Here is a 24,157-nt window from a genome sequence, read left to right on the forward strand (position 1 = left end):
ATTCTTACTTTTATGGTGCCTCTCGTCTTGCATAACGTTGTATGAGAAACGTCTCCAGAAAGGAGGTGTTCCAGCCGCACCTTCCGGTACGGCTACCTTGTTACGACTTAGCCCCAATCACCGGTTTCACCCTAGGCCGACCCTTGCGGTCACGGACTTCAGGCGCCCCCGGCTTTCATGGCTTGACGGGCGGTGTGTACAAGGCCCGGGAACGTATTCACCGCGCCATGGCTGATGCGCGATTACTAGCGAATCCAGCTTCGTGGAGTCGGGTTTCAGACTCCAGTCCGAACTGAGGCGCGTTTTATAGATTCGACCGACGTTGCCGGCGGCCATCACTCTGTACGCGCCATTGTAACACGTGTGTCGCCCCGGACGTAAGGGCCGTGCTGATTTGACGTCATCCCCACCTTCCTCACACCTTACGGTGGCAGTATCCCCAGAGTGCCCAGCTTAACCTGATGGCAACTAAGGAAAGGGGTTGCGCTCGTTATGGCACTTAAGCCGACACCTCACGGCACGAGCTGACGACAACCATGCAGCACCTTCACAGACGCCCCGAAGGGCCTTGGCATCTCTGCCGCGTTCGTCTGCAATTCAAGCCCGGGTAAGGTTCCTCGCGTATCATCGAATTAAACCACATGTTCCTCCGCTTGTGCGGGCCCCCGTCAATTCCTTTGAGTTTCACCGTTGCCGGCGTACTCCCCAGGTGGGATGCTTAACGCTTTCGCTTGGCCGCTGACCACATGGGCCAACAGCGGGCATCCATCGTTTACCGTGCGGACTACCAGGGTATCTAATCCTGTTCGATACCCGCACTTTCGAGCTTCAGCGTCAGTTGCGCTCCGGTAAGCTGCCTTCGCAATTGGAGTTCTTTGTGATATCTAAGCATTTCACCGCTACACCACAAATTCCGCCTACCTCGTGCGTACTCAAGCCTGGCAGTTCGAACAGCAAGTCAGAGGTTGAGCCTCTGCATTTCACTGCCCGCTTACCAAGCGGCCTACGCTCCCTTTAAACCCAATAAATCCGGATAACGCCTGGACCTTCCGTATTACCGCGGCTGCTGGCACGGAATTAGCCGGTCCTTATTCTTCTGGTACCTGCAATAAGCCACACGTGGCTCACTTTATCCCCAGATAAAAGAGGTTTACAACCCATAGGGCAGTCTTCCCTCACGCTACTTGGCTGGTTCAGTCTTGCGACCATTGACCAATATTCCTCACTGCTGCCTCCCGTAGGAGTTTGGACCGTGTCTCAGTTCCAATGTGGGGGACCTTCCTCTCAGAACCCCTACTGATCGTCGGTTTGGTGGGCCGTTACCCCGCCAACTGCCTAATCAGACGCATCCCCATCTTTTACCGCTAAGCCTTTCGTCATGATCTGATGTCGTCGCATGACCTCATACGGTATTACTCCCTCTTTCGAGGGGCTATCCCGTGGTAAAAGGCAGGTTGGATACGCGTTACTCACCCGTGCGCCGGTCGTCATCTGATCTAGCAAGCTAGATCAATGTTACCCCGCGACTTGCATGTGTTAAGCCTGTAGCTAGCGTTCATCCTGAGCCAGGATCAAACTCTCCATTGTAAAATATTGTTTCTACTTCTTGTCTCGGACATTGCTGACCTCCACAATACGTAAAGTTGTCTCTGTTTCAGAACGCTTCTCCGTAATTCAAGTCTAAAAGCACCTATTCATTATAAATGACGGTTCGTTTCTTTTTGTTACCCGAGTACCAATATATCAATACCAGCACTCGCTTCTTGTACTACTTCTCTGTCTATGTAAATCTTTTCAAAGAACTCTTTCTTTTGCTTACAAGAACGTTCGTTCTCGAAAGCGGATGCAAAGGTACAACTATTTTCCACAATACCAAATCTTTTTGTGGAAAAATAAAAATAATTTCAAATGTTTTCCAGTTTCTTTACAAATAAATCAGAGCATTCACAATCCCACATTATTATATATATAATAGCAAATTTATTATTTAAATTTTGTTTTCGCGATTCCAACGATTTTGCTATCAGCAATTTTACAAAGTCCCAATATATCATCATCAGGTTTACCAATGTCCGCAACATTTGCCAAGAACATCTGATAATACTTTTTTTCATTGGCTGCATCCTTTATCAGTCCGTAAGTCTGTGCGATCTTGAATATCGTAATATAAGAATTGGGTCTGAATAGCAAAGCCTGTTGCAAATGATATGCACATTTCTTATAATTTTTCTTCTGCAGATATCCATCAGCTATGCTACTATTAATAGTGTACATTATATCAAGATTATATCCGGCTTTTATTAGTGACAGATCCAGGTCATCAATACCCTCGTCTATCTCACCCACCTTGATACAAGCCATACCCAACTGTATTAGAATGTTAGGATTCTGCATCTTACTCATTTCCGCAGCCTTTTTAAAATATTTGTACGCCTGTGATAAACTGTCGCATCCATTATAGCAGAGTCCTTTCCTGAAACATGTCATCATAGAGTTATCTCCCATCTGTTCAAGTTTTGTATATTCCCTTACAGCGACGCTATAGTCTTTCTTTTTATAATATGCATAAGCCTGCTCACGATTTACAGACAGATTGGTAGAATCCACCTTGCTATTATATAACGATGTATATACCAAAGTAGAATCATACATCTCTTCTTGATTATAATATTCGGCAAGCTTCACAATATTATCGCAATCATACAAAAATTTGTCGGCTATTTTCTTATTCCAATAATGAGCGGAGTCTGCCATTAAATTATTATAGCAGTTGTACATCAACTTCATATCTTGGTGGTTAAAGCTATCTGTAGTAAGTATATATTCGGTTTCAATACTTTTCTTATAATATCCACGATAGAAATAGCACATTGCCAGATTCCTCACCACAGTTGGGGAAGCCTTTATAGCCATAGCTTTTTGATATAAAGGGATTGCATTGTTAACATCAAAATCGTTCATAAATTTGTCAGCTTGATGTTGATAATTTACGATTTGTTTTATACTATTATCCTGATGATTGTTCGCGCTAGTTACAGCACATATAAATAAAAAAACTACCACTAAAATATTTTTCATGACATTGTATTTTATACTGCAAATGTAACAAGAAATACAATATGTTATTAATTATGCCCGTTAATTTATATAAAATAAGCTATTGACATTATTTTTGACTGACATTTTTGACTAGTAATAGAATTAATGAGTAACAAAACCATATTGAGTTCTACTTTTTTATATTTATATAATGCCTATTGGAACTTAACAATACATACGGATGGGTATTTATTTTTTGACCCTATTAACAAATATACATTGTATTCAAATACAATATCTTGATGTAAATCAAGAAAACAGCCATTTTAAATATAAATCAGCATAAATTCATTGCCATTAATAAATTATTTGTATATTAGCATCATAAAAAAGATAAAAGGATTACAATAAAGTAATCAAAAGAATATAGAATTATTAAGGTAAAAATAATATTGTTAAGGATAAACAATAGGTAAATGTAGAAAGAGGAACTTGGAGATATCGTGAGGTATGAACTAAAAGTTTATTATTAAAGTCTAGGAAGGAATAAATGAAAGGATTAAGATTTGTATTCTGTATTGTTACAATATTTTTAGTAGCATCAGGTCTAATAAAAATGACCATTGAGAGAAAAAACTAACCGGATGGTTTTAATTTAAAAAGATAATATCTAAATATAAGCAGTGCAATTCTTTAAAAGGAATTGCGCTGTTTTCTATTATTAGCATTTTCTGTTACTTCGGACATTAAATATAACTTTTTTATACCGGAGTCCTTTTTCAAGCGTTTTCATCAAACTCCCCGCCCCTTTAAATCTTTCAAAGAGGAATAGGAAGATACGATTTTTTTTAAAATAAATGTCACTTTACCACTCGTCCTTTATTTATCAGGCTTTCAGGTACTTTGAAATACCACAAAATACCACTGTTCTACCACTATAAGGCCATACTTTTGTTTATATTTTCAAGAAGATAGCTTTTACATTGTCAAAGGATAGTTCCCGTAGTGCAAGAGCAATGTTTTTGAGGTGTAAAAGAATAGCTCACGTAGTGAAAAAGCTATGCAAATGACTATGCCTGAATTAGGTATACATCTTTGTTGTTATACTTACTGAATTACTATACAAATTATTAAAATCTTTACTGATCCACTTTACAGAAATATAAAAGCCTTCCTGATTTGCTTAACAACAAAGAAAATGTTTTTACATATTGTTCTATGTATGTTTTGTTGCTTACAAAGTTAAAATAAAAATACCATATATCCAACATAAGAACTATGAAAATAACCACGGTGGTTTGCCAAGGGGCTTGGAGGGGTGAAGCCTCCAAAGAGCGTTAACATCCAACATAATTTCTCCTTTTCTCTGCCGGTGTCTTCATCATGTTACTCATATGTGGCCTCTTATTGTTATAGAAGTATATGATATCTTTTAATATATGCATGGCCCCGTCCATGTTCTTGGGCCTTTTCATACGATAAATCCATTCCTGCTTTATGATGCCATTGACACGTTCTGCAATAGCATTGTCTGTTGGCTTGTAATCCTGAGTCATGCTTATATTTGTATTAACAGATTTGAGTAATGCAATATAGTCATTACAACAGTATTGAGAACCACGATCAGAGTGATGTATAAGATGACTTAGATCTGCATTTCCAGCCTGTTCTATCGCCTGTCCTAAAGCAGTTTTGGTATTTACAGCCATAAGATTATCTGAAACCGTCCATCCTATAATCTCGTGTGTAAATGCATCGGTAATAAGATGTAGATAACATACCCCATCATCAGTGTCTATATATGTAATGTCTGCTACCCAGAGCTGATTGGGAGTACTTGGTATAAAGCCCTTTATAAGATTCTTATATTTACGATAGTTATGGTTTGAATTTGTTGTATGACGTCTGCGTTGAGGTTTTAACATGAGATGCTTCTTATGAAGCAGATTATAGAACTTGTCACGGCCAACCATCTTGTTTGAATAAACTTCCCTTAGCATAAGAAATAGCTTATAGGCACCTAGTCCGGGAGCCTGTTCACGTATTTCTGAGACTATATGGATTATTTCATGTTCTGTTAGCTCTCGTTCCTGCATTTTCTCTTTGCTAACAGAGTAATAGCCTACACGGGTCTTGCCAAACAGTCCGCTCAGGCGTCCGATTGATTCATCAGGATGCATGGTGCGAAGGCTGTTTACTGCTTGGCGCCAGCTTTTTTTAATAAGTCGATGCCATACTCTTGCTTACCTATTTTGAGAACTTCATTCAAGGCTTCATTACGAAGCTCCGAATACTGCAGGGCTTTGCGCAAATGCAATATCTCTTCCTGAAGTTGCTCTTCTTTGGTCATAACCAAAGAGGACTTGATTGCTTCCTTCTTTTTACGCATTGACATTACCTTTTTTATTGTTTCTTCGGACAAAGATAATGATTTATCATCTAAAGGAAACTCTTTTTCCCATAAAGTTAATGTATGAGGAGATAATATATCATATTTACGCGCAGTAAATTGATAGGACAAATCATGCTCATACTTGTCTTTTAATACATGCAGCTTGAATTCTTTCGAATAGCTACGATATTCACGTTTTTTCTTCTTCTTTTCCATCGATTTTTTGTTAAAACGATGTAAACCTTTTCTGTATTAAGTCACAAAGATAGCTCCGAAGTGGTATTTGAGTGACGTTTTGTGGCATTTATGTAGGGTTTATTTAACTATTATCATATTGATAGTCAGTTATTTAACATGCATAGTGGTATAGTGACACTCCTTTTTGTTTTTTTATTCTGTAAAGTGCAGGACTTTGTTCTTTTCCTTTTGTTTCGCTGTGTTGCTAAATATCCTTAATCATATTCATTTTCTTTATTATAGTTCATTGTATTTTGTATTCTTGTATTTTGTATTGGAGATTTGCGCGCCTCTGCGCGTACCTTATAAAGCGACGTTGATTCACCATTGAGTGGTTGTTCATCCACTGTTGGTTCACCACTTAACGGTTGGTCACCAAGAATGGTTTCTATATTGAAGGTCTTTTGCAGCAATATGCACTGGAATTTTTCACCATCCACATTAAACAGTCCGAAGTCGTTGATAATATGCCAGACGTACCCTTTCTTCTTATGTGCCAGCATTGATATTATCAGCAACGTTTCTTCATTGCCAATAGCATTTTCATTCTTTGCCAGTTCGAAGACTATCATTATAAATACGCCTAATCCCTCTGCCCTTTCTGCACGTCTCAGCTCGTATACTCCTTTGCTTTCCATCAGTTTACGGCTCATCTGGATGTAGCCTGATCTTTTCTTTTTCATACTCTTTATTGTTTTATTTATATTGATTTTTCAGCATGATACGTGTTGGTTATAATACACATGTAACCATAACTTTAAATCAAATTTATCTATTTACTATTTGCGTTAAAATAAAGACAGAACGGTGGCTGTACGAAGAAATGCTGCACTTCCACGCACTCTGTCAGAGACAACTAAAAAATTAGAAACTTATATCAATAAGCGTTTACCGCTATTGCGTCACGGCTAATTATTGATATTGATAAATACGTTGATTATCATTTGGGGTGGTTTAAAGTTTTCACCTGAGAAATTCTTGTATTTAGAATTTCCCCAGCCCAAATAGGGAAAGGACGGATCAATCATTCTCTTTATTGGCAGTAACAAATATATAGTGGAACGATTATCCATTGATGAAATATGTTTCATTGGCTTTTAAGCTTGCTTAGAAACGACATTGTTTCTATATTGCAAAGGTACAAAAGCAAAAATAGATAAAAGCATAAAAAACGACACAGTTTATGACATCGGACTACACAAACTGTGTCGTTTTTTGTTTGGTTATTTGAAAAAGTTTTCGTATGGGGATAAGGGCTAATATTATGCTGTATTAAAATAATTTCAATGTTAAATGATATTATGCATAAAAACAGAAGAAACTTATGTAGATGATTTACCTTTTAAATCTTTAGCATATTATAATCACAAAAACCATTTAACAGATTGCAAGCAACATAAATCAGAAATATCAAATGTCAAGATTAAAACGAGCCTACAATATATCGGATAAAAGTTTCAACCTTCTGTGGCAGCGAAAAATACACCATGACACGGTCGAATAAAGCAACTACAGAAAATGAATCGGAGAAATTGAATACAAATGAATGTGGAATGCCTGTAGGTGAAAAATTTGCGACACTATCAGCAAGACAGAATGACTTTTCATTACTTGCTTTAGGCATTTTCACCGTATTTGACATATGTGCAGTCTTTACTTTATTGAGATTGGCACATGGTACATTAGATGTTCCCACTACGAGGCATGTTACCATCAGAGAGAGCATGAACGCTAATAAAATCTTTACATATCTTCTCATCATGGTTGCAAAGATATTATATCATAAGCATATTACACTAAATGGCGCGCATTTTTTTATTTTTATTAACGGGATATCCTAATTTTAAGCGAATCGTAACAGTTCTGTTTTTATATTGAATTATTGTATATGTATTTTTGTATCGAAAATAATTCAATAGGATAAAAAATGAAAACATTAACAAGCATTACATTATCACTTCTTTGCTGTTTTGCCTTATTGGCGCAAAGCAGGAGTGGAAAAGAAAACAACGAGGTAAAGCAAGTAAAACAAATGGCGGTAATATCGGATGTACACATTATGGCTCCGGAATTGCTAAAAAAAGACGGTAAGGCCTTTCAGACGTATTTGGCTAATGACCGCAAGTTACTGCAACAGGGTACGGAACTACTTGACTCAGTATGTAACAGACTAATTGCTGCACATACAGAGGTACTGCTGATAACTGGCGATTTGACTAAAGATGGAGAGAAGGTATCGCACGAGTATCTGGTAGAGCATTATCTTAAAAAGCTCAAAGAGAAGGGGATCAGGGTTTTCGTCATACCAGGTAATCATGATGTAAACAATCCTAACGCAAGAATCTTTGACGGGGAGAATACTCCTAGAACTGAAACGGTTAGTGCTAGTGAATTTGCTAATATATACAAAGATTATGGATATGGAGATGCTATAGCACGAGACAGAAATTCTCTGAGTTATGTGACACAGTTGGACTCTAAGACGAGACTTATTGCTATTGATGCTTGCAAATATGAAGAGAATAATTATGATAAAGATATCTGTGTTACAGGTGGAAGGATAAAACCGGAGACGATGAACTTTATACGCGAACAGGTGGCTGATGCAAAGGCTAAAGGATATAGGGTAATAGCGATGATGCATCACGGAATAGTAAAACACTGGGATGGACAGGAGCGTATAATGAAGGATTATCTGATAGACAACTGGGAGCATGATGCTAAGACGTTGTCTGGGATTGGCATAAAGGTAGTGTTTACAGGGCATTTTCACTCGCAAGATGTCGCAACCATGAAGGGAGGACTGACGGATGTGGAAACAGGATCGACTGTCAGTTATCCAATACCTTACAGATTGATAGGTTTGGATACAAAGAGGGGAATAATGAATATAAAGACTGAACATATAAGTTGCCTGGGGTCTCTATCAGGAAACAGTGAATCGCTAGAACAGATGTCTATACGTTTCGCCAGTTCGTCTATGCGGGGATTTGTAAACAGATTCATATCTGATAATGTGCCTGGTGATATACGCGAAAAGTCGGGCAAACTGATAACGGAGGCTTATATAATGAATTTGTATGGTGACGAAAGACCATCAAAGAAATTCAAAAATGAAATGAAAAATACATGCGGAGAGCTTGCCAAATATTCTAAAAGGGATGCATTCATCTTGTCTAATGTATGCAAAGGTTTCTCTTCTGATAATGATAGAGATAATGACCTGAAACTTAATTACTAGGAAAAGAGATGGGGTGATTAAGTCTCACGACTTTAACCACCCCTTTATTATTAACCTACTATTAGAAGTAAAAATTGCCGAATATGGTTATTTGTATGTTACAAATTTATATTCTGCTTTTTTAACTGCTTTTGATGAAACATTCAATTTGATATAGCCAGGTTTGGCTGATGCCTGGACTATTACTGTTGCCTGACCTGAAAACAGGTGTATCTTAGGCAACTGGAATGGCTCAAGACTGCATGCATCACCGTTGGCTGTTGCTCTGAACTGTCCTGCTCCTTTTACAGAGAAGTGTACAAGGCTGCTATCTGAAGGACACAGATTGCCATCTTTGTCTACCATACGTACTGTAACATAAGCGAGGTCTTTACTGTCTGCTTTTAGGGTTCCGGTTGTTGACTGCAACTCTATGTGGTCAGGCTTTCCTGCTGTTTTAATAATTTCAGTGTCGGCTTGTTTGCCATCTTTGTCATATGCAATGACTTTCAGTTCACCGGGTTCATATATTGCATCATTCCACATCATACGGAAACGTTCTTGTGGGGTTCCGTCTGTACGTTTCACACGACGGCCCTGACTTTTACCATTGATGAATAGTTCTACTGATGGATAATCGGTATATACGAATACAGGTGTAACTTGTCCCTCACGTCCGGGCCATGTCCAATGTGGCAGTACGTGCAATGTATGCTCGCGTTTGTTCCATATACTGCGATACAAGTAATAGCGGTCTTTGGGTATACCGGCGAGGTCTATCATACCGAACATTGAACTGTGGTTGGGCCATGCATCGGTATCGTAAGGTGACGGTTCGCCTAAATAGTCGAAACCAGTCCAGACAAACTGCCCCAGAGCCCACTGGTGATCTTGCTGCATTGCAAAATCAAGATCAGGTACATTGCTCCAACTGCAATACTCTAAATCGTAAGAACTACACTGGTGATCTGGGTATAGAGCATCTGCCTTTAAGGATACAGGAAACTTGTATACACCTCGTGAACTTACTGTAGAAGATGTTTCGGTACCTAATACGACAGACTGTGGCAACTTACTGTATGCTTCTTCGTATCTGTTTACCCTATAATTGAATCCAGGTACGTCGAGTTGTGCTGCAAAACCGTTGGCTAGTACTGCACTGACTTGGTCCATTCCACATGTAACAGGACGCGTAGGATCTTCTCGATGACATATGTTCTGTAGGAACTGTGCTACCTTATATCCTTGTTTGCTCCATTGTGTAGGAACTTCGTTACCAATGCTCCACATTATCACACTTGGATTGTTACGATAATGACGAACCATGTTAACTATATCTTTTTCGGCCCAATCGTTGAAGTAGCGATGATAGCCGTTTTTACATTTGGCTATGTCCCATTCGTCAAACGGTTCTATAACCATCATAAGACCCATCTCATCACATAACTTTACCAATTCAGGGGCAGGCATATTATGTGCTGTACGTATAGCATCGCAACCTACATCCTTAAGTAACTGGAGCTGATGACGTAAAGCAGAGACATTAACTGCAGCTCCCAATGGACCGAGGTCGTGATGATTGCATACACCTTGTATCTGACGGCGTTTGCCGTTTAAGAAAAATCCTTTGTCTGCTATTATTTCGATACTGCGTATGCCAAAGGTTGTAGTATATGTATCTACTTGTTTACCGTCTGAGAATAAACGTGTCTCTGCTCTATAAAGGTTTGGGGTTTCGGGGCTCCACAACTGAGGGGCATCAACAATGAAATTCTGTTCGTTAGGTTGGCCGTCGGGATTGCACTCGGTGGTTTTCCTAACAACCACTTCTTTGCCCTGTGGATCATATACATGAGTCTCGACAGATAGTTTACTGCCATTATTACCAGCTACTTCTGTTCTTATACGCACAGAGGCATAGTCGGTCGATACATGGGGCGTTGTAATATATGTTCCCCATACAGGTATATGAACACGGTCAGTAGTGATGATATGTACATTACGATACAGACCGGCACCGGAATACCAACGTGACGATTCAGGCTTGTTCTCTAGTCTGACGGCTAGTACATTGCCTCGTCCATCCTTATTAAGTAATGACGTTATATCGCAATGAAATGTGTTGTAACCATAAGGCCAGAAGATAGCTTTATGACCATTGACGTAGACTTGGGCTTCACTCATGGCACCATCAAAGACGATGGTTACGTTCTTGTTGTCGGCATCGAAGGCCTCAACATTAAAATGAGTTCGATACCACCCCACTCCAACATATGGCAGTCCACCGGTACGTCCTGTTTTGACAGAAGCTACCTTCTCGTTATTCTGCTTGATGGCAACATTCTGCAGGTCGTATTCTCGGCTGAAAGGACCTGTTATGGCCCAATCGTGCGGAATACTTACTGTCTGCCATTTAGCGTCATTATACGATGGCAACTCTGCATTTGCTACATCGCCCTTTGTGAACTTCCAGTTGTTTTCTAGCAAACGCTCATTGCGCTGAGCGTTTGCTGTAAATGTAATGCCACAGAAGAATGCAGCAAGAATAAGAATATTTTTCAATTTATCAGTCATTCAATAATTCAATTAGCAGAAAAGGCATCCATAGCGACTGTAGGTTTGCCTGTATCATCGAAAGCTCCCTTGCCATAGCCGTTCCAACTGCCATAACATTCAGGTTCCCAATAGAATACGCCAAGGCAATAGCTGAGAGCTTTGGTCTGCGTCATCAGACTAGTTAGGCAAGCTTTAGCTACATCGGGTTGGTCTACATTCATACCTACCTCGCTAATCATTACATCCTTGCCGTACTTAGTGTTGATGGCTTTAAGATTAGCTACGCATGATGTAACTGCATTTGTCCAGTCAGCATCAGGATAAAGAGACAAGGCGAATACATCATAGTCTACATTGTGATCTTTGAGTATACCAGCAATCCAATCGCTTGTAGACGCATCATCTCCTTTATCAATATGTACAACAATCTTTGATGATGGAAAAACAGCACGCGCTGCTGCGCTTCCTGCACTTATGAAGGCAGCAAAATTATCGATATTCGTCTTATAGTTTACATTGTCTTTCGTGACATCGTATGTAGCTCCGCTTATAGAGGCATCTGTATCCCAGAGCATACCACTGCGTACCTCGTTACCTATCTGTATCCACTCAGGCGTTATGCCTTTATCCTTAAGGGCACTTAGTATATCTGTCGTGTGGTCGGCTAACGCCTTCTTGAGTTGATCGATGGTCATACCAGTCCATGCGGCAGGCTTGATCTGCTGTCCTGGATCTGCCCACGAGTCACTGTAATGGAAATCTATCAATATACGCATACCTAGATTATTGGCACGTATAGCTTTTGCCAGCACATCCTGTTTGCCTGACCATCCGTCGGCAGGGTTGACCCATACACGCAGACGGATAGCGTTTACGCCAAGACCACGGAGAATTTCCATACAGTCCATTTCTTTACCATTGGCATTGTAGAATTTCTTGCCACTCTTCTCCATCTGTGTTAGCCAACTTACATCGGCTCCACGTGCAAAACCTGTCATATCATATGTTTTGTCTGCAGGGAATGAAGGTGTACTGTCATCACTTGCGCACGACATTAGTCCCGTGCTTAGGACTAATATCAATGTTGCTAATATACTTTTTATTTTCATAATTATTATATTTATATCGTTTGTTTTATTGGATTGTATATGTTAGAGTCTTCAGATTTACTGTAAGTGTATAAGTTCCGGCTCCAAGTGTCTTTTCCATTCCATCACCCTTATAATATAAGGTACCGTTGCTGCCTCCGAAGAAGATATCCCATGAACCATTGATATATATTTTAGCACCCCACTTACACGGCCCGGCAAGTGTTACTTTGGCCGTATATATACCAGTTGTTCCTGATGGTGTCATCTCGGCTAATGTCCAGTTGCCACCTTCATCTCCTGATGTATTGAAACCTGCATAATATACATTAGTAATCTGAGTTAGGCTGTATGTAAGATTACTCATTGATACATCAAAGAGATACAAGCCAGCTGTAGGAGCTGTGATGTTGGTAGAACCACCTGCAACAATAGAGCCGGCGTTAGCTGTTCCACTATCAGCCATTCCATAATTTGAAGTCCAATCATTAGCTGTGGTAAAGAACTTATACCCCCATTTAGAGTTAACATTTACTACACCCTCGTAAGCCTTAGCCGACTCACTGTACAAAGTAAGGAAGTTGTCGAATGTCCACCCCCCGCTAATATTATCATCAGCACCTGATACATACAGATATTTGCTTACCGCATTCGCTGCATCAGAAGGTTTCTCGGCTGTACATGTCCATTTCTTAGGGTTCTTGAGATTTAGAGTTAGACTGTACTTACCTGCGGCAGGAACATTAACTTGTATTTCGCTTGATGTTGTACCAAATGTAACATTATCTGAAGTTCCTCCAAATCCTACGATCGTGGTTATCGCCTTTGTATCATCAGTACTAGTATCATGATTATACTGTAATCCCGTACCATCTATTTTGACCGTTTTGGTTCCAGCCTCTGTAGCTGTAAAATCAAGAGTCCAGCGGTCACTGTCTTTGGCAAATGTCATATTACCGGCCAAATCGCCACTCACTTTCAATGAAGATATATACATTGCAGACCACTCTTTAGCCTTAGTATCTACTACGGTATAATAGCATCCGGTCTGGCCTGGGAACCAAAAGTTCCATTTGTCAGCATCAGAAGAACACGCGAAGGCTGAATTGTCGAGTCCCACATTTCCCCATGTAGTGTCGTCACCCTCTATCATGTAGAAGTTGTACCAACCTGCAACACCTAGAAAACCAGAATATATTCCGTTGGATGTTATCGAAGCCAAAGAAGAACCTGTATCAACTTTCTTACTGTCGAGGATATAACCCAGACTCATATCTATGTTATATGGTGTAACATTGACTTTTACAACATTGCTGTATACCGGTTGCATATTGTCACCTGTCTTAACGCTCAGTCTGAAATAAGCAGGTGAAGCACTGCCGGCTGTGAGTCCAACATTCTTGACAAGAGTGTTAAGTTCGGAGCCTGTATAAGCCTTAGACAGAGCTGACTCAGAAGATTCAGCAATCTTTCCTGAGAAATTTTCGGTAGATGAAACCTGAAGTGTGATCTGCAATACATTAGGTGCAGACATACTTGGATCGCTAACTTTAAGTTCTGATTGAGTCCATGCCAATGACAGTACTATAGTGTTACGCAAGCTCTTGGTCAGCACCACGTCTGATGATGTGGCTGTGAGCGCCCCACCCTCAGGTGATGACAGGTATATGTCTGTGCCATCTTTCTCGCAAGCTGTTACTGTTAGCAGCAACATGATTATGGCAAATATACTTTTTAATGTTTTCATATTCTTTCGTCTTTGAGGTTTCATTAATAGTTATCGTTATGAAGGTTAGGGTTAGCTGTCAACTCTGTCTGTGGTATTGGATAGTAATTATACTTCGAATTGACTGCTTTTCCATCCTTTACTCCACCTTTCCACTGCCACAGGTAATCTGACGTAGTGAATTTACCGTAACGGATAAGGTCTGTGCGACGTGTACCTTCCATATATAATTCACGGGCACGCTCATCGAGAATGAAATTCTTTGTAAGATCGGTTGTTTTCACATCACCATCAGTGCTACCATAAGCCCTTTCTCTTAGTTTGTTTATATATCCAAGAGCAGTACCTATGCTGCCACCATCACCACCACGTACGACTGATTCGGCATACATAAGATAAACATCAGCAAGACGGAACATCGGAAAATCTATTGAGGCTCCGTAAGAAGCTGTATTGGATGCCACAGAATCGTTATCAAGTAGATTGCGGTATTTAGTCATTAGATATCCGTTAGTCTGTGTGTCTATACCTGTATCAAGGTATTGGCTCTGACCTTTAGTATAGAACATTGCACGCTTATCCCCTGACGCAAATAAGGATGTGAGTTCGCCACGCAGACGGAACATGCTCCAAGCACTCTTCACTCCGTATGTAAGAGGGTTTTCAGAAGAGTTGCCGTCTACCTCACCGCAAACGATATAAGTGGTTGCTCCCCACGAAACAGTATGTGTGGCATCGACACTAAGCGGGAATATTATTTCGTTAGTACGTTTCTGATTGTCTGCATTGAAGAGCTTAGAATAGTCACCCTCAAGAGAATATCCATCGCCTATCACCTTATTGCAATATGTTATGCAGTCCGAATAACGAGCTTTGCCTGTATATATCTCTGCATTAAGATACATCTTAGCCAATAATGTCCATGCGGCACCTTTAGTGGCACGGCCATACTCTGCTTCAGAACGGTCAAGAAGATCACCATCTATGTCTTTAAGTTCGCTCTCAATATAGTCGAATATCTGAGAAGAGGTGTAACGTGGAGGTGTAAAACTGCCCACTTCATCTTTCTCTGTTACGAATGGTATGTTGCGATACAAGTCCATAGCATGATAGTACGACAAGGCACGAAGGAAACGAGCCTCAGCACGATACTGCTTGATGAGTGCACGATCTGAATCAGAGAATTTGCTTATATTATCATCTGTGGCATTACGCAGGAACTCGTTGGCATAATCTATCGTCTGATATATCAGATAGTATGTATCACTCACCCAAGGGTCACTAGCGTCCCATGTAAGATATGAGATGTCTTTTACCTTATCTCCCTCGAGCCATGTAGAAGCCATCTCATCGGTTCCACACTCCTGCATATTGAAATAGCAACGCATATAGTCATAACCACTGGTAGTAGCGATATCCTTATTGCCTCCACCTTTTTCCTGACCGGCGATGACATAAGACGCATATACCTTGGCCAAGACGGACTTGTAATTGGCTGCTGATGTATATACATCTCCTGATGTAATCTCTGTATGAGGAGTCTGATCTAATTCGTCCACACAAGCGGTAGTACTAAAAACTCCTGCTGCTAGTATCATTGTATATATTATCTTTTTCATTTTCTTATTTTTTTAAGGTGTTAGAAATCAAGACCCAAACTCATAGAGAAAGTACGCGGACGTGGATAGAATGACATATCGATACCACTTGCTACTTCAGGGTCAACTCCCGTATATTTTGTTATAGTAAACACGTTCTGCACCATGGCACTGGCATGCAGTTTGCACCATTTGGTTATATTGCCAAAATCGTATGACAGACTGAGATTGTCCATTTTAATGAAAGACGCATTCTCTACATAATAGTCACTAAGGAACTGACGACTCTGGAAACCAGTTTTAAGATAACTGGAAGACATATTATTGAGTTGGGCAACATTGTATGATACTGTGCCGAAAGCGCCTGTATTCATTGCCATTCCATTGTAGAGATAATTACCTACATTAGCGCGGAGACTAGTACTTGCTGTCCATTTTTTATACCTGAAAGATGTGCTGAATCCGAAGATCCAATTAGGAGTACGTGAATGATAGCGGTAAAGATCACTTGAATTGATCTGACCGTCACCATTCAGGTCTGCATATGCACCTTCGATAGGTTTACCCTTTGCATCATACAACTGATGGTAAACATAATACATATACGGTTCATAACCTTCAGATAGTACCATCATCTGATAACTGTTGATAGAATTTCCTACTAGTGTATTAGTTGATGTAGAACCTGCTACAAGAGAAAGGTTAGTAACTTTCATCTTCTGATATGTGGCATTAAGACTTAAATTCCATTCCATGTCCTTTGTCTGCAATGGTATGGCATTGATTGTCGCCTCAAAACCATGACTATCTACGTTACCGACATTGGTAGTGATGCTCTTGTTGAAATTAGAGCCAGCTGCAGAAGGTACTGTAGCAAGAAGGTCTTTTGTTTTGCGTGTATAATAGTCGAAACTACCTGAAATACGACTGTCTAACAATCCGAAGTCAAAACCTAAGTTGTATGATGTTGTGGTCTCCCATTTGAGATTACTAACATAAGCCTCAGGACGATACGTATTATAGAATGTATCACCAAACTGATATTCAGCTCCATCCTGACTATGTGTGTATACTGGCAAGTAATTGTAATTGCCTATTCCGTCCTGCTGACCTGTCACACCATAGCTTACACGTAACTTTAAGTTGCTCAATATAGGATTATTCTTTAGGAAGCTCTCTTCAGTTACTCTCCAACCCAAGGCAACAGAAGGAAATGTACCCCATCGGTTGTCCTTAGAAAAGCGACTACTGCCATCACGACGCATAGTAGCTGTAAGGAGATAGCGAGAATCATAAGAATAGTTGACACGTCCATAATACGAGAGCAACACATGACGCTGGTCAATTGCTGCTGACGTGCTCTGGGCAACACCTGCACAATTATATAATGTGTAAGCATCCCTTTTGTCCATCCATTTCTGGAAGTCGTATCCGGCTGTAACCTCTATGTTACTCTTTATATTCTCCAGATACTTATTATAAGTTAAATATGTTGTTAGAAGTTTGTTTGTCAATCTCTGTTTACCATAAGTATAGTCAGCACCCCCTGTATTAAAGTATGATGCAGCATCAGCAGGTACATAATAGGTAGATTTACCCTCGGCATAATCATATCCCAATGTAGCATGCAGACGCAAATCAGGAAGGAAATGGAATTTATAATCTACATCAAAGTTGCCAATGATGCGCTTGACGTTTCCCTTGGATGTTGTCTGCTGTAATACTCCAAGTGGATTGAGTACAGCTCCGGTAACAGGTATGCCTTTATTATCTATGGCCTCATTATATCCGCCAAAATTTGTGGTACCTGAATAAACAGGAATTGTAGGATTATATGTTGCTGCACCCCAGATGGCACTTTGGTTAGCAAAACGGTTGTTATTGACAGAACCCTTCAGACTTAGATTAAACTTAAGATAATCATTGAAGAATGAAGGAGACAATGTAAGATTACCTGTATAACGGGTAGCGTTGTCAGTCTTTAAGATTCCGTCCTGATTGTAATATCCAAGTGATACACGGTATGGAAGGAATCCTGTTCTACCTGATACGCTAAGGTTATTGTCTGTACCGAAGGCCGTCTTATATATCTGTTTGTTCCAGTCTGTATTGTATGTACCAAGCAATGCCTGTTGAGCGGCAGAGCCCTGCGTTGTGATGATATTCTTGAAGTCATCATAACTGAGCATATCTGCAACCTTTGTGCGTGTCTGCACTGAATTGGTGGTACTGAAACTTATTCTGACTTTACCTGATGAGCCTTTCTTCGTTGTAAGAATAATGACACCGTTTGATGCTCTAGAACCATAGATAGCGGTTGATGATGCATCTTTGAGAATAGTTATGCTCTCTATATCGTTAGGGTTGATAAGACTGAGAAAATTGCCACTTCCTGCTATGCTTCCGGATACCTCCAATGGAACCCCATCAATTACGACCAATGGGTCATTTGATGCGTTAAGAGAAGCACCTCCACGGATACGTATAGTACTGCCATCTGTAGGAGAACCACCACCGTTGGTGATCTGTACACCACTTACTTTACCATTAATAAGTTGTTCGGGAGAATTGATCATTCCTCCATTGAAGTCTTTACTGCTTACGTTGCTTACTGATCCTGTAAGATCACTCTTACGCTGTGTACCGTAACCGATAACGACTACATCATTAAGAACTTTAGCATCAGGAACCAACTGTACATTTACATTATTTGATTCGGGTATGGATATTAGCGTTGTCTTATATCCAACAAATGATATTTGAAGTTGTTTGGTCCCTTTCGGAACAGATAACGAAAAATTACCGTCAAGGTCTGTGATGGCACCACTCTTAGAAGATACCGGCATAACGGTAACTCCAATCATAGGTTCCTTCTGTTCATCAATAACCTTACCGGTAACTTTAATGGAACCTGTCTGTGCATGAGCAGGCATATAACTGCCGAACATCATCAGACACAACAACAGGAACAACGTATGTACTCTGTCTAAATTCAAGGTCTTTAAAATCATAAGAATGTTATTTATTAGTTATTTGTTATGTAAAGGATTAATATATTAGTCCAAATTATTCAATGGTTGTAACAGAATAACCTGTCGTAACCGATTAGGATATAGTCCTACCGGCAAGACAGGTCTTCCCCTTACTTGAAGATATGAAGTTCTTATTATTCGTTTCCATCATAATAGTTTCGATTGCATCAGAGTTAATAATCATTTAGGTTTGTGATGCAAAAGTATAACATTGACAATTCTCATGAAAGCATAGATTGGACAAATAAAGACACTTTTCGGACATAAGTTCTTTTTATGTCCGGAAAGCAGTGTTTATAGAAGTTTTGTGGTTATTTCTTTTCAGAATACTGACGTGGGGTTACTCCAAATTCAGTCTGAAAACATTTAGAAAAATATGAAGTATTGCTATAACCTACCATATACATAACTTCGGCTACAGTAAACTTTTGCTGACTTAAAAGCATTGCGGCTTTCTTCATTCTGATACTTCGGATATATTCCACAGGGGTCTGGCCTGTAAGTTGTTTCAGTTTACGGTATACTAGTTTGTTACCCAGTCCCATCCTTTCGCATAGAGAATTCACGTTCATCTCAAAGTCGCCAACACGGTCTTCGATAAGAGCCGTAATCTGAGATAAGAATTTCTCATCTTCAGACACAGCCTCTATGGCCTTTGGTTCGCTTATAGCTCCTATACGTTTTTTCTTTTCTATAAGATTATACTTATTTACGAGCTGCTGTGCTCTTAGCAATAAGATATTAGCATCGAAAGGTTTTACAAGGAATGCATCTATATTAATTTTTATACTCTCCAACTCTGTATTCTTATCGTTTTTGGCCGTAAGCATAATAATTGGCGTAGTAGATGTAGGTACATTATCGCGCAAATGGTGGCACATCTCCATTCCATCCATAACAGGCATCATAACGTCTGTGATAATAAGTGAGGGAGTATGCGATATACATAAGTCCAATCCGGTTTTACCATCATATGCAGACATGCATCTAAAATATGGTTTAAGTATTACTGTCATAAATTCTATCATATCCTTATTGTCATCTACGATGATTACCAAAGGTAGAGTGTCACTGTCTCCTGATATCATAGGTGAATAAATGGTATCAATAAGTTGAGTATCTGATGACAAATTGCCTGCAGGGAATGTCAATGTTACGAGTGTGCCATGGCCCTCTTCTGAAGATATAGAGAACGTGCCACCATGCAGCTCGGTGTAGGCACGTGCCATATAAAGTCCGATACCGGTACCCTCTTTCTTACCTTTTGTCTTGGATGACTGAAAGAACCGCTGACTGACATATGGCAAATCCTTCGCCGGAATTCCTATCCCAGTATCTTGTATAGCTACTTTTACTGTATTTGTATCTATTAATAGTGACATATGCACAGAGCCTCCATCAGGTGTGTACTTTGCAGCATTACTAAGAAGATTGGCTATGGCCGACTCTATTTTTAATTCGTCAACCTGCATATATACAGACTCTATATTTGTATCAAACTTAGTCTCGATATTCTTATCACGAAATACTCCATCTTCGAATCCGCAAAATACTTTATATGCCAGTTGAACAAAATCGACACGACCTAACATCAAGGTTGAATTGACGTTATTCTCCACCCTATCAAAGTCTATCAACTGATGTATCATAGCAGTAAGTTTCATGGCATTGCGCTGTGCCAGCTCGAGTTGTGTGCGAAGATTGCTCTCCTTTATCTCTTGAAGTAGTCTGCTCAATGGGGCGATTATCATACTCAACGGTGTCTTGAAATCGTGTGATATATTAGTAAAGAAATCCATTTTTTGGCGACTCTGTTCCATTACTCTCTCTTTTTCTATACGTTCCAGCCTTAATCTGTTACGCATACGATAAAACTTAAACAGCCACCAAACAAGTGCCATTAATAATATGGTATAAAAGATTTTAGCCCACAATGAATAATACCAATGAGGGAGGATCTTGAAAGGTACGACAAGAATACTTGACGGTTCACCGTTAGCATTGAGCCTACTGATAAGCAACTTATAACTGCCTGACGGCAAATTATTAAATGTTATGTGGTTGCTGTTCTGAGGTAAAGTATTCCAGTCATTATCCACACCTTCCAACTTATAGAAGAAGTGATCTTTCTCGGCTTGCGCGTAGGGTAAATCAGAGAATTCGAATACGAGATGATTCTCATCAGCAGCAAACTCAATATCGCCAAAGAATCTGAAACTACGGCCGTTCTGATTAAAATGCTGCTCATTATTTGAATATACAGCGACCAACTGTAAACCGTGGCGTTGTATTTTTCTACGAAAATTTTCAGGCGAAGTGCAAACTAGTCCGTCTACGCTACCTAGAAATATGAGATTGGAACGTTTGTCGTAATAAATACATGAAAATGTCTGATTGGCACTATATATGCGTTGACCTTTCATAGTCTTTTTATTAATGATCCATACACCATCTGTTGAACATACCCATATCTCATTTTTAACTTCGGCCATAGCTGTAATCTCACCCTGACCAAAATTTTTGAATACAATCATATGCGGTTTCGTATATCCGTCACCTATATATAATACACCACCACGAAGACCAACCCACAGACGTTTCTGACTATCGCTTAATAAGAAGTTTGGATTGTTATCACCTTTGTATTCATTTAACCCTATGTGCTGTATTCGCATAGTATGTGTATTGATACACTGCAAACCATTATTATATAATAGTACCCATATATTGCCTCTGCTGTCTGGAACAAGTTGGTTGACAAACATACCAGCCAAACCATTAGAAGCTCCAAAACTATAATCTGCTATGCAATAGTCCTTACTTCTCTCCAACTTATGCTTGTCCACCACTAGAATTCCGCCTAGACATGTAGCGACCCATAATCTACCACGCTCATCTTCGTATACATTATATGCCCAATTTGCATTCATTGTTCGGGTACGATCTTCAAGGTTATATCTATGCCAGTGACCATTTTCATATCTATGTAAGCCTCCATCTGTACATATCCACAGATGCTTTTCACGATCCTCATATATCTGTCTTATCCTATTGTGTGCTATAGGATAAACAGGGTTGTCCACTCTATACCAACGTGATGTTTGCGGTGACGACAAAGATATATTTGTGCTTATCAAGCCATTTGAACCTCCAAGCCATAATGTTCCACCAAAATCTCTGAAGATAGAATAGAAATGGTTACCGGCACCAACTCCTGTAATTTGTGATATACGAGTAAATGGAATGTCCTGTATATGAGACTCCATTGAAATTCCATCATCTGTGCCCAACCAAACATTTCCGTTCGAATCACGCAAAAGACTCCACACTACATCATTAGAAAGTGATGAAGAATTTCTGGAATCATGAAGGATATGTTGTTCTATATGGCTTCCATTGTATACAAACAATCCGTTGTCGGTACCTACCAGCAATTTATGATTGCCGTCTAGAGCCAAGGCCTTTACCGAATTGTCATTAAAGCCGGATATGCGTTCTACCTTACCCGACTTAAGTGAATATCTATAAAGATTACCTTCTGTGCCAATCCATATACATCCTGATGGTCTATCTTCAAGTAAAGAATTCACAAAGACATTGCTTTTCTGAGCAATAGAAGGCAATGGAATTTTAGTGAATCCATGTTTATGCTTGTCATAATAGCAAAATCCATTGTATGTACCTATGTATATTCTGTTATCAGACCCTTTTATAATTGAATATATCGTATTATGAGATAACCCGGCATAATGTCTTGTTTCAAAATGAGATAACTTCTTTGTAGCGAAATCATATCTAAAAAGTCCTTCCAAAGAGCCCAACCATATAGCATTGCCATCTTTGACAATAGCCCTGATATCCTTAGGGAATTTAGCAGGCAATGCCTCGTAACTGTCTGTTCGATAATTATATATTATCAATCCATTATCACTACCTAGATATAATTGACTACCACCAATATCCAATCCACAATAGATGTGTGTCTTTATATCTTTATGTCCTTTATTATGGGCATATACAGAATACCCATCATAGCTATATAATCCCTTGTTTGTACCCAACCATATCATTCCACTACGATCCTGTATAATGCTGGCTACCATTGAGGCGTCTGCATCTGTAGGTATCTGCACAAAACTTTTATATGTCTGGCTTTCAATGCGTTCAGGCAATACAAGACACAACATCAAAAGTATTATTGTAAGGATTTGTTTCATCTAATATTAATATATAAACTGCTGCAAATATACAAATTTTAAATTAATACTTAGGCAATGTATTTACAACTTGGCTTTTTTTATTGTATTTTTCATTTCATAATATAGCTGTTTCAAGTAAATAGATTATCTTTGCATTACAAAATAATTTATAAACTTCTACTAATCATGACTAAAAAGATTTTTTGTTTCTTCCTTTGTGTATTGATGGTTATTCCAGCAATACCGGCTACTAAATTTGAACATCCATGGCAAGGTAAAAGAGTGGCTTATCTGGGTGATTCTATTACAGACCCCAAAAACAATGGTGCGAAAAAGCATTATTGGGCTTACCTGCAGGAAATGCTTGGCATAACTCCTTACGTATATGCAATAAGCGGCCGCCAATGGAATGATATCCCAAGGCAAGCTGAGAAACTGAAAAGCGAACACGGAGACGGCTTTGACGCCATAATAGTTTTTATTGGTACTAATGACTATAATGCCGGAGTACCTATCGGAGAATGGTATACAGAAGATAGCACACAGGTACTTGCAGCAATACACAAACCTAAAGCTATGGTAACTCGCATGAAACGCTCTATGGTCATGTCGGAAAAGACTTACCGTGGAAGAATAAACATAGCTTTAAGTACATTGAAAAAAATGTTCCCAACAAAACAAATAGTGCTACTTACGCCTATACACAGGGCTATTGCTAATTTCAACGACAAGAACATACAACCTACAGAAGAATATCAAAACGAATGCGGGGAGTATCTAGACCGCTATATCAACTCTGTAAAAGAAGCAGGAAACATTTGGGCTGTACCGGTTATAGATCTTAACGCATCATGTGGACTATACCCAATAATGGACGAATACTCTCAATATTTTCATAACTCAGAGACAGACAGACTGCATCCTAATGATGCAGGACATATAAGAATAGCAAAAACGCTGGTTTACCAACTGCTATCATTACCGTGTTCATTCCAGAATGCGAAACTGTATTAAAAATAAATACTTTTATTTGTAGAAAAATATATTATTCGTATATTCGCACACAATTA

The 24,157-nt window shown here is 39.4% G+C and carries 14 protein-coding genes and 1 rRNA gene; 2 read left to right on the top strand and 13 right to left on the bottom strand.

The window, feature by feature from the left end:
* Nucleotides 1-58: 58 nt before the first annotated feature.
* The 7 genes from XYLOR_RS07445 to XYLOR_RS07470 all read right to left on the bottom strand — a co-directional run bounded on the left by XYLOR_RS07445 (nt 59) and on the right by XYLOR_RS07470 (nt 7,430).
* Nucleotides 59-1,587, bottom strand: a 16S ribosomal RNA gene (locus XYLOR_RS07445).
* 137 nt (nt 1,588-1,724) lie between these two features.
* Nucleotides 1,725-1,868, bottom strand: coding sequence for a hypothetical protein (locus XYLOR_RS13805; protein WP_154655699.1), 144 nt, complete (start codon nt 1,866-1,868; stop codon nt 1,725-1,727).
* 115 nt (nt 1,869-1,983) lie between these two features.
* Nucleotides 1,984-3,078, bottom strand: coding sequence for a tetratricopeptide repeat protein (locus tag XYLOR_RS07450; RefSeq protein ID WP_036878178.1), 1,095 nt, complete (start codon nt 3,076-3,078; stop codon nt 1,984-1,986).
* A gap of 1,298 nt (nt 3,079-4,376) precedes the next feature.
* Nucleotides 4,377-5,219, bottom strand: a complete 843-nt coding sequence (locus XYLOR_RS07455; RefSeq protein WP_154655700.1) for an IS3 family transposase — start codon at nt 5,217-5,219, stop codon at nt 4,377-4,379.
* Between the two features lie 14 nt (nt 5,220-5,233).
* Nucleotides 5,234-5,647, bottom strand: coding sequence for a transposase (locus XYLOR_RS07460; protein WP_036878180.1), 414 nt, complete (start codon nt 5,645-5,647; stop codon nt 5,234-5,236).
* 236 nt (nt 5,648-5,883) lie between these two features.
* Nucleotides 5,884-6,351, bottom strand: coding sequence for a Lin1244/Lin1753 domain-containing protein (locus XYLOR_RS07465; protein ID WP_084608551.1), 468 nt, complete (start codon nt 6,349-6,351; stop codon nt 5,884-5,886).
* 740 nt (nt 6,352-7,091) lie between these two features.
* The gene (locus XYLOR_RS07470; RefSeq protein ID WP_036878184.1) at nt 7,092-7,430 is read right to left on the bottom strand and encodes a hypothetical protein; all 339 of its coding nucleotides are present in this window, start codon (nt 7,428-7,430) and stop codon (nt 7,092-7,094) included.
* A gap of 165 nt (nt 7,431-7,595) precedes the next feature.
* Between XYLOR_RS07470 and XYLOR_RS07475 the strand changes: the two genes are divergently transcribed.
* Nucleotides 7,596-8,909 carry a metallophosphoesterase family protein gene (locus XYLOR_RS07475; RefSeq protein WP_051508928.1) on the top strand — a complete coding sequence of 438 codons (1,314 nt, stop codon included), beginning with the start codon at nt 7,596-7,598 and terminating at the stop codon, nt 8,907-8,909.
* An 87-nt stretch (nt 8,910-8,996) separates the two neighbouring features.
* Here the strand turns inward: XYLOR_RS07475 and XYLOR_RS07480 are convergent, their stop codons facing one another.
* From XYLOR_RS07480 to XYLOR_RS07505, 6 genes are all read right to left on the bottom strand, one after another.
* On the bottom strand, nt 8,997-11,462 hold the full coding sequence (locus XYLOR_RS07480; RefSeq protein WP_036878185.1) for a glycoside hydrolase family 2 TIM barrel-domain containing protein: 2,466 nt from the start codon (nt 11,460-11,462) through the stop codon (nt 8,997-8,999).
* Nucleotides 11,463-11,470: 8 nt separating this feature from the next.
* Nucleotides 11,471-12,553, bottom strand: coding sequence for a glycoside hydrolase family 53 protein (locus tag XYLOR_RS07485; RefSeq protein ID WP_036878187.1), 1,083 nt, complete (start codon nt 12,551-12,553; stop codon nt 11,471-11,473).
* 25 nt (nt 12,554-12,578) lie between these two features.
* Entirely contained in the window at nt 12,579-14,279 is a 1,701-nt protein-coding gene (locus XYLOR_RS07490; protein WP_036880897.1) for a DUF5114 domain-containing protein, read from the bottom strand.
* 23 nt (nt 14,280-14,302) lie between these two features.
* On the bottom strand, nt 14,303-15,877 hold the full coding sequence (locus tag XYLOR_RS07495; protein ID WP_036878189.1) for a RagB/SusD family nutrient uptake outer membrane protein: 1,575 nt from the start codon (nt 15,875-15,877) through the stop codon (nt 14,303-14,305).
* A gap of 20 nt (nt 15,878-15,897) precedes the next feature.
* Entirely contained in the window at nt 15,898-18,867 is a 2,970-nt protein-coding gene (locus XYLOR_RS07500; protein WP_036878191.1) for a SusC/RagA family TonB-linked outer membrane protein, read from the bottom strand.
* Between the two features lie 332 nt (nt 18,868-19,199).
* Entirely contained in the window at nt 19,200-23,105 is a 3,906-nt protein-coding gene (locus tag XYLOR_RS07505) for a hybrid sensor histidine kinase/response regulator transcription factor (RefSeq protein WP_036878192.1), read from the bottom strand.
* Nucleotides 23,106-23,273: 168 nt separating this feature from the next.
* Between XYLOR_RS07505 and XYLOR_RS07510 the strand changes: the two genes are divergently transcribed.
* Nucleotides 23,274-24,101, top strand: a complete 828-nt coding sequence (locus tag XYLOR_RS07510; protein ID WP_051508930.1) for an SGNH/GDSL hydrolase family protein — start codon at nt 23,274-23,276, stop codon at nt 24,099-24,101.
* The last annotated feature ends 56 nt before the right edge of the window (nt 24,102-24,157 follow it).

Origin of the sequence: Xylanibacter oryzae DSM 17970, assembly GCF_000585355.1 — a bacterium.
Taxonomy (GTDB): domain Bacteria; phylum Bacteroidota; class Bacteroidia; order Bacteroidales; family Bacteroidaceae; genus Prevotella; species Prevotella oryzae.

Bases quoted from the DNA above. Each gene is read 5' to 3' on its own strand.
- XYLOR_RS07490 (WP_036880897.1), bottom strand. From the start codon at position 14,279: ATGAAAACATTAAAAAGTATATTTGCCATAATCATGTTGCTGCTAACA.
- XYLOR_RS07500 (WP_036878191.1), bottom strand. From the start codon at position 18,867: ATGATTTTAAAGACCTTGAATTTAGACAGAGTACATACGTTGTTCCTG.
- XYLOR_RS07450 (WP_036878178.1), bottom strand. From the start codon at position 3,078: ATGAAAAATATTTTAGTGGTAGTTTTTTTATTTATATGTGCTGTAACT.
- XYLOR_RS07465 (WP_084608551.1), bottom strand. From the start codon at position 6,351: ATGAAAAAGAAAAGATCAGGCTACATCCAGATGAGCCGTAAACTGATG.
- XYLOR_RS07505 (WP_036878192.1), bottom strand. From the start codon at position 23,105: ATGAAACAAATCCTTACAATAATACTTTTGATGTTGTGTCTTGTATTG.
- XYLOR_RS07495 (WP_036878189.1), bottom strand. From the start codon at position 15,877: ATGAAAAAGATAATATATACAATGATACTAGCAGCAGGAGTTTTTAGT.
- XYLOR_RS07460 (WP_036878180.1), bottom strand. From the start codon at position 5,647: ATGGAAAAGAAGAAGAAAAAACGTGAATATCGTAGCTATTCGAAAGAA.
- XYLOR_RS07475 (WP_051508928.1), top strand. From the start codon at position 7,596: ATGAAAACATTAACAAGCATTACATTATCACTTCTTTGCTGTTTTGCC.
- XYLOR_RS07470 (WP_036878184.1), bottom strand. From the start codon at position 7,430: ATGATGAGAAGATATGTAAAGATTTTATTAGCGTTCATGCTCTCTCTG.
- XYLOR_RS07455 (WP_154655700.1), bottom strand. From the start codon at position 5,219: ATGCATCCTGATGAATCAATCGGACGCCTGAGCGGACTGTTTGGCAAG.
- XYLOR_RS07510 (WP_051508930.1), top strand. From the start codon at position 23,274: ATGACTAAAAAGATTTTTTGTTTCTTCCTTTGTGTATTGATGGTTATT.
- XYLOR_RS07485 (WP_036878187.1), bottom strand. From the start codon at position 12,553: ATGAAAATAAAAAGTATATTAGCAACATTGATATTAGTCCTAAGCACG.
- XYLOR_RS07480 (WP_036878185.1), bottom strand. From the start codon at position 11,462: ATGACTGATAAATTGAAAAATATTCTTATTCTTGCTGCATTCTTCTGT.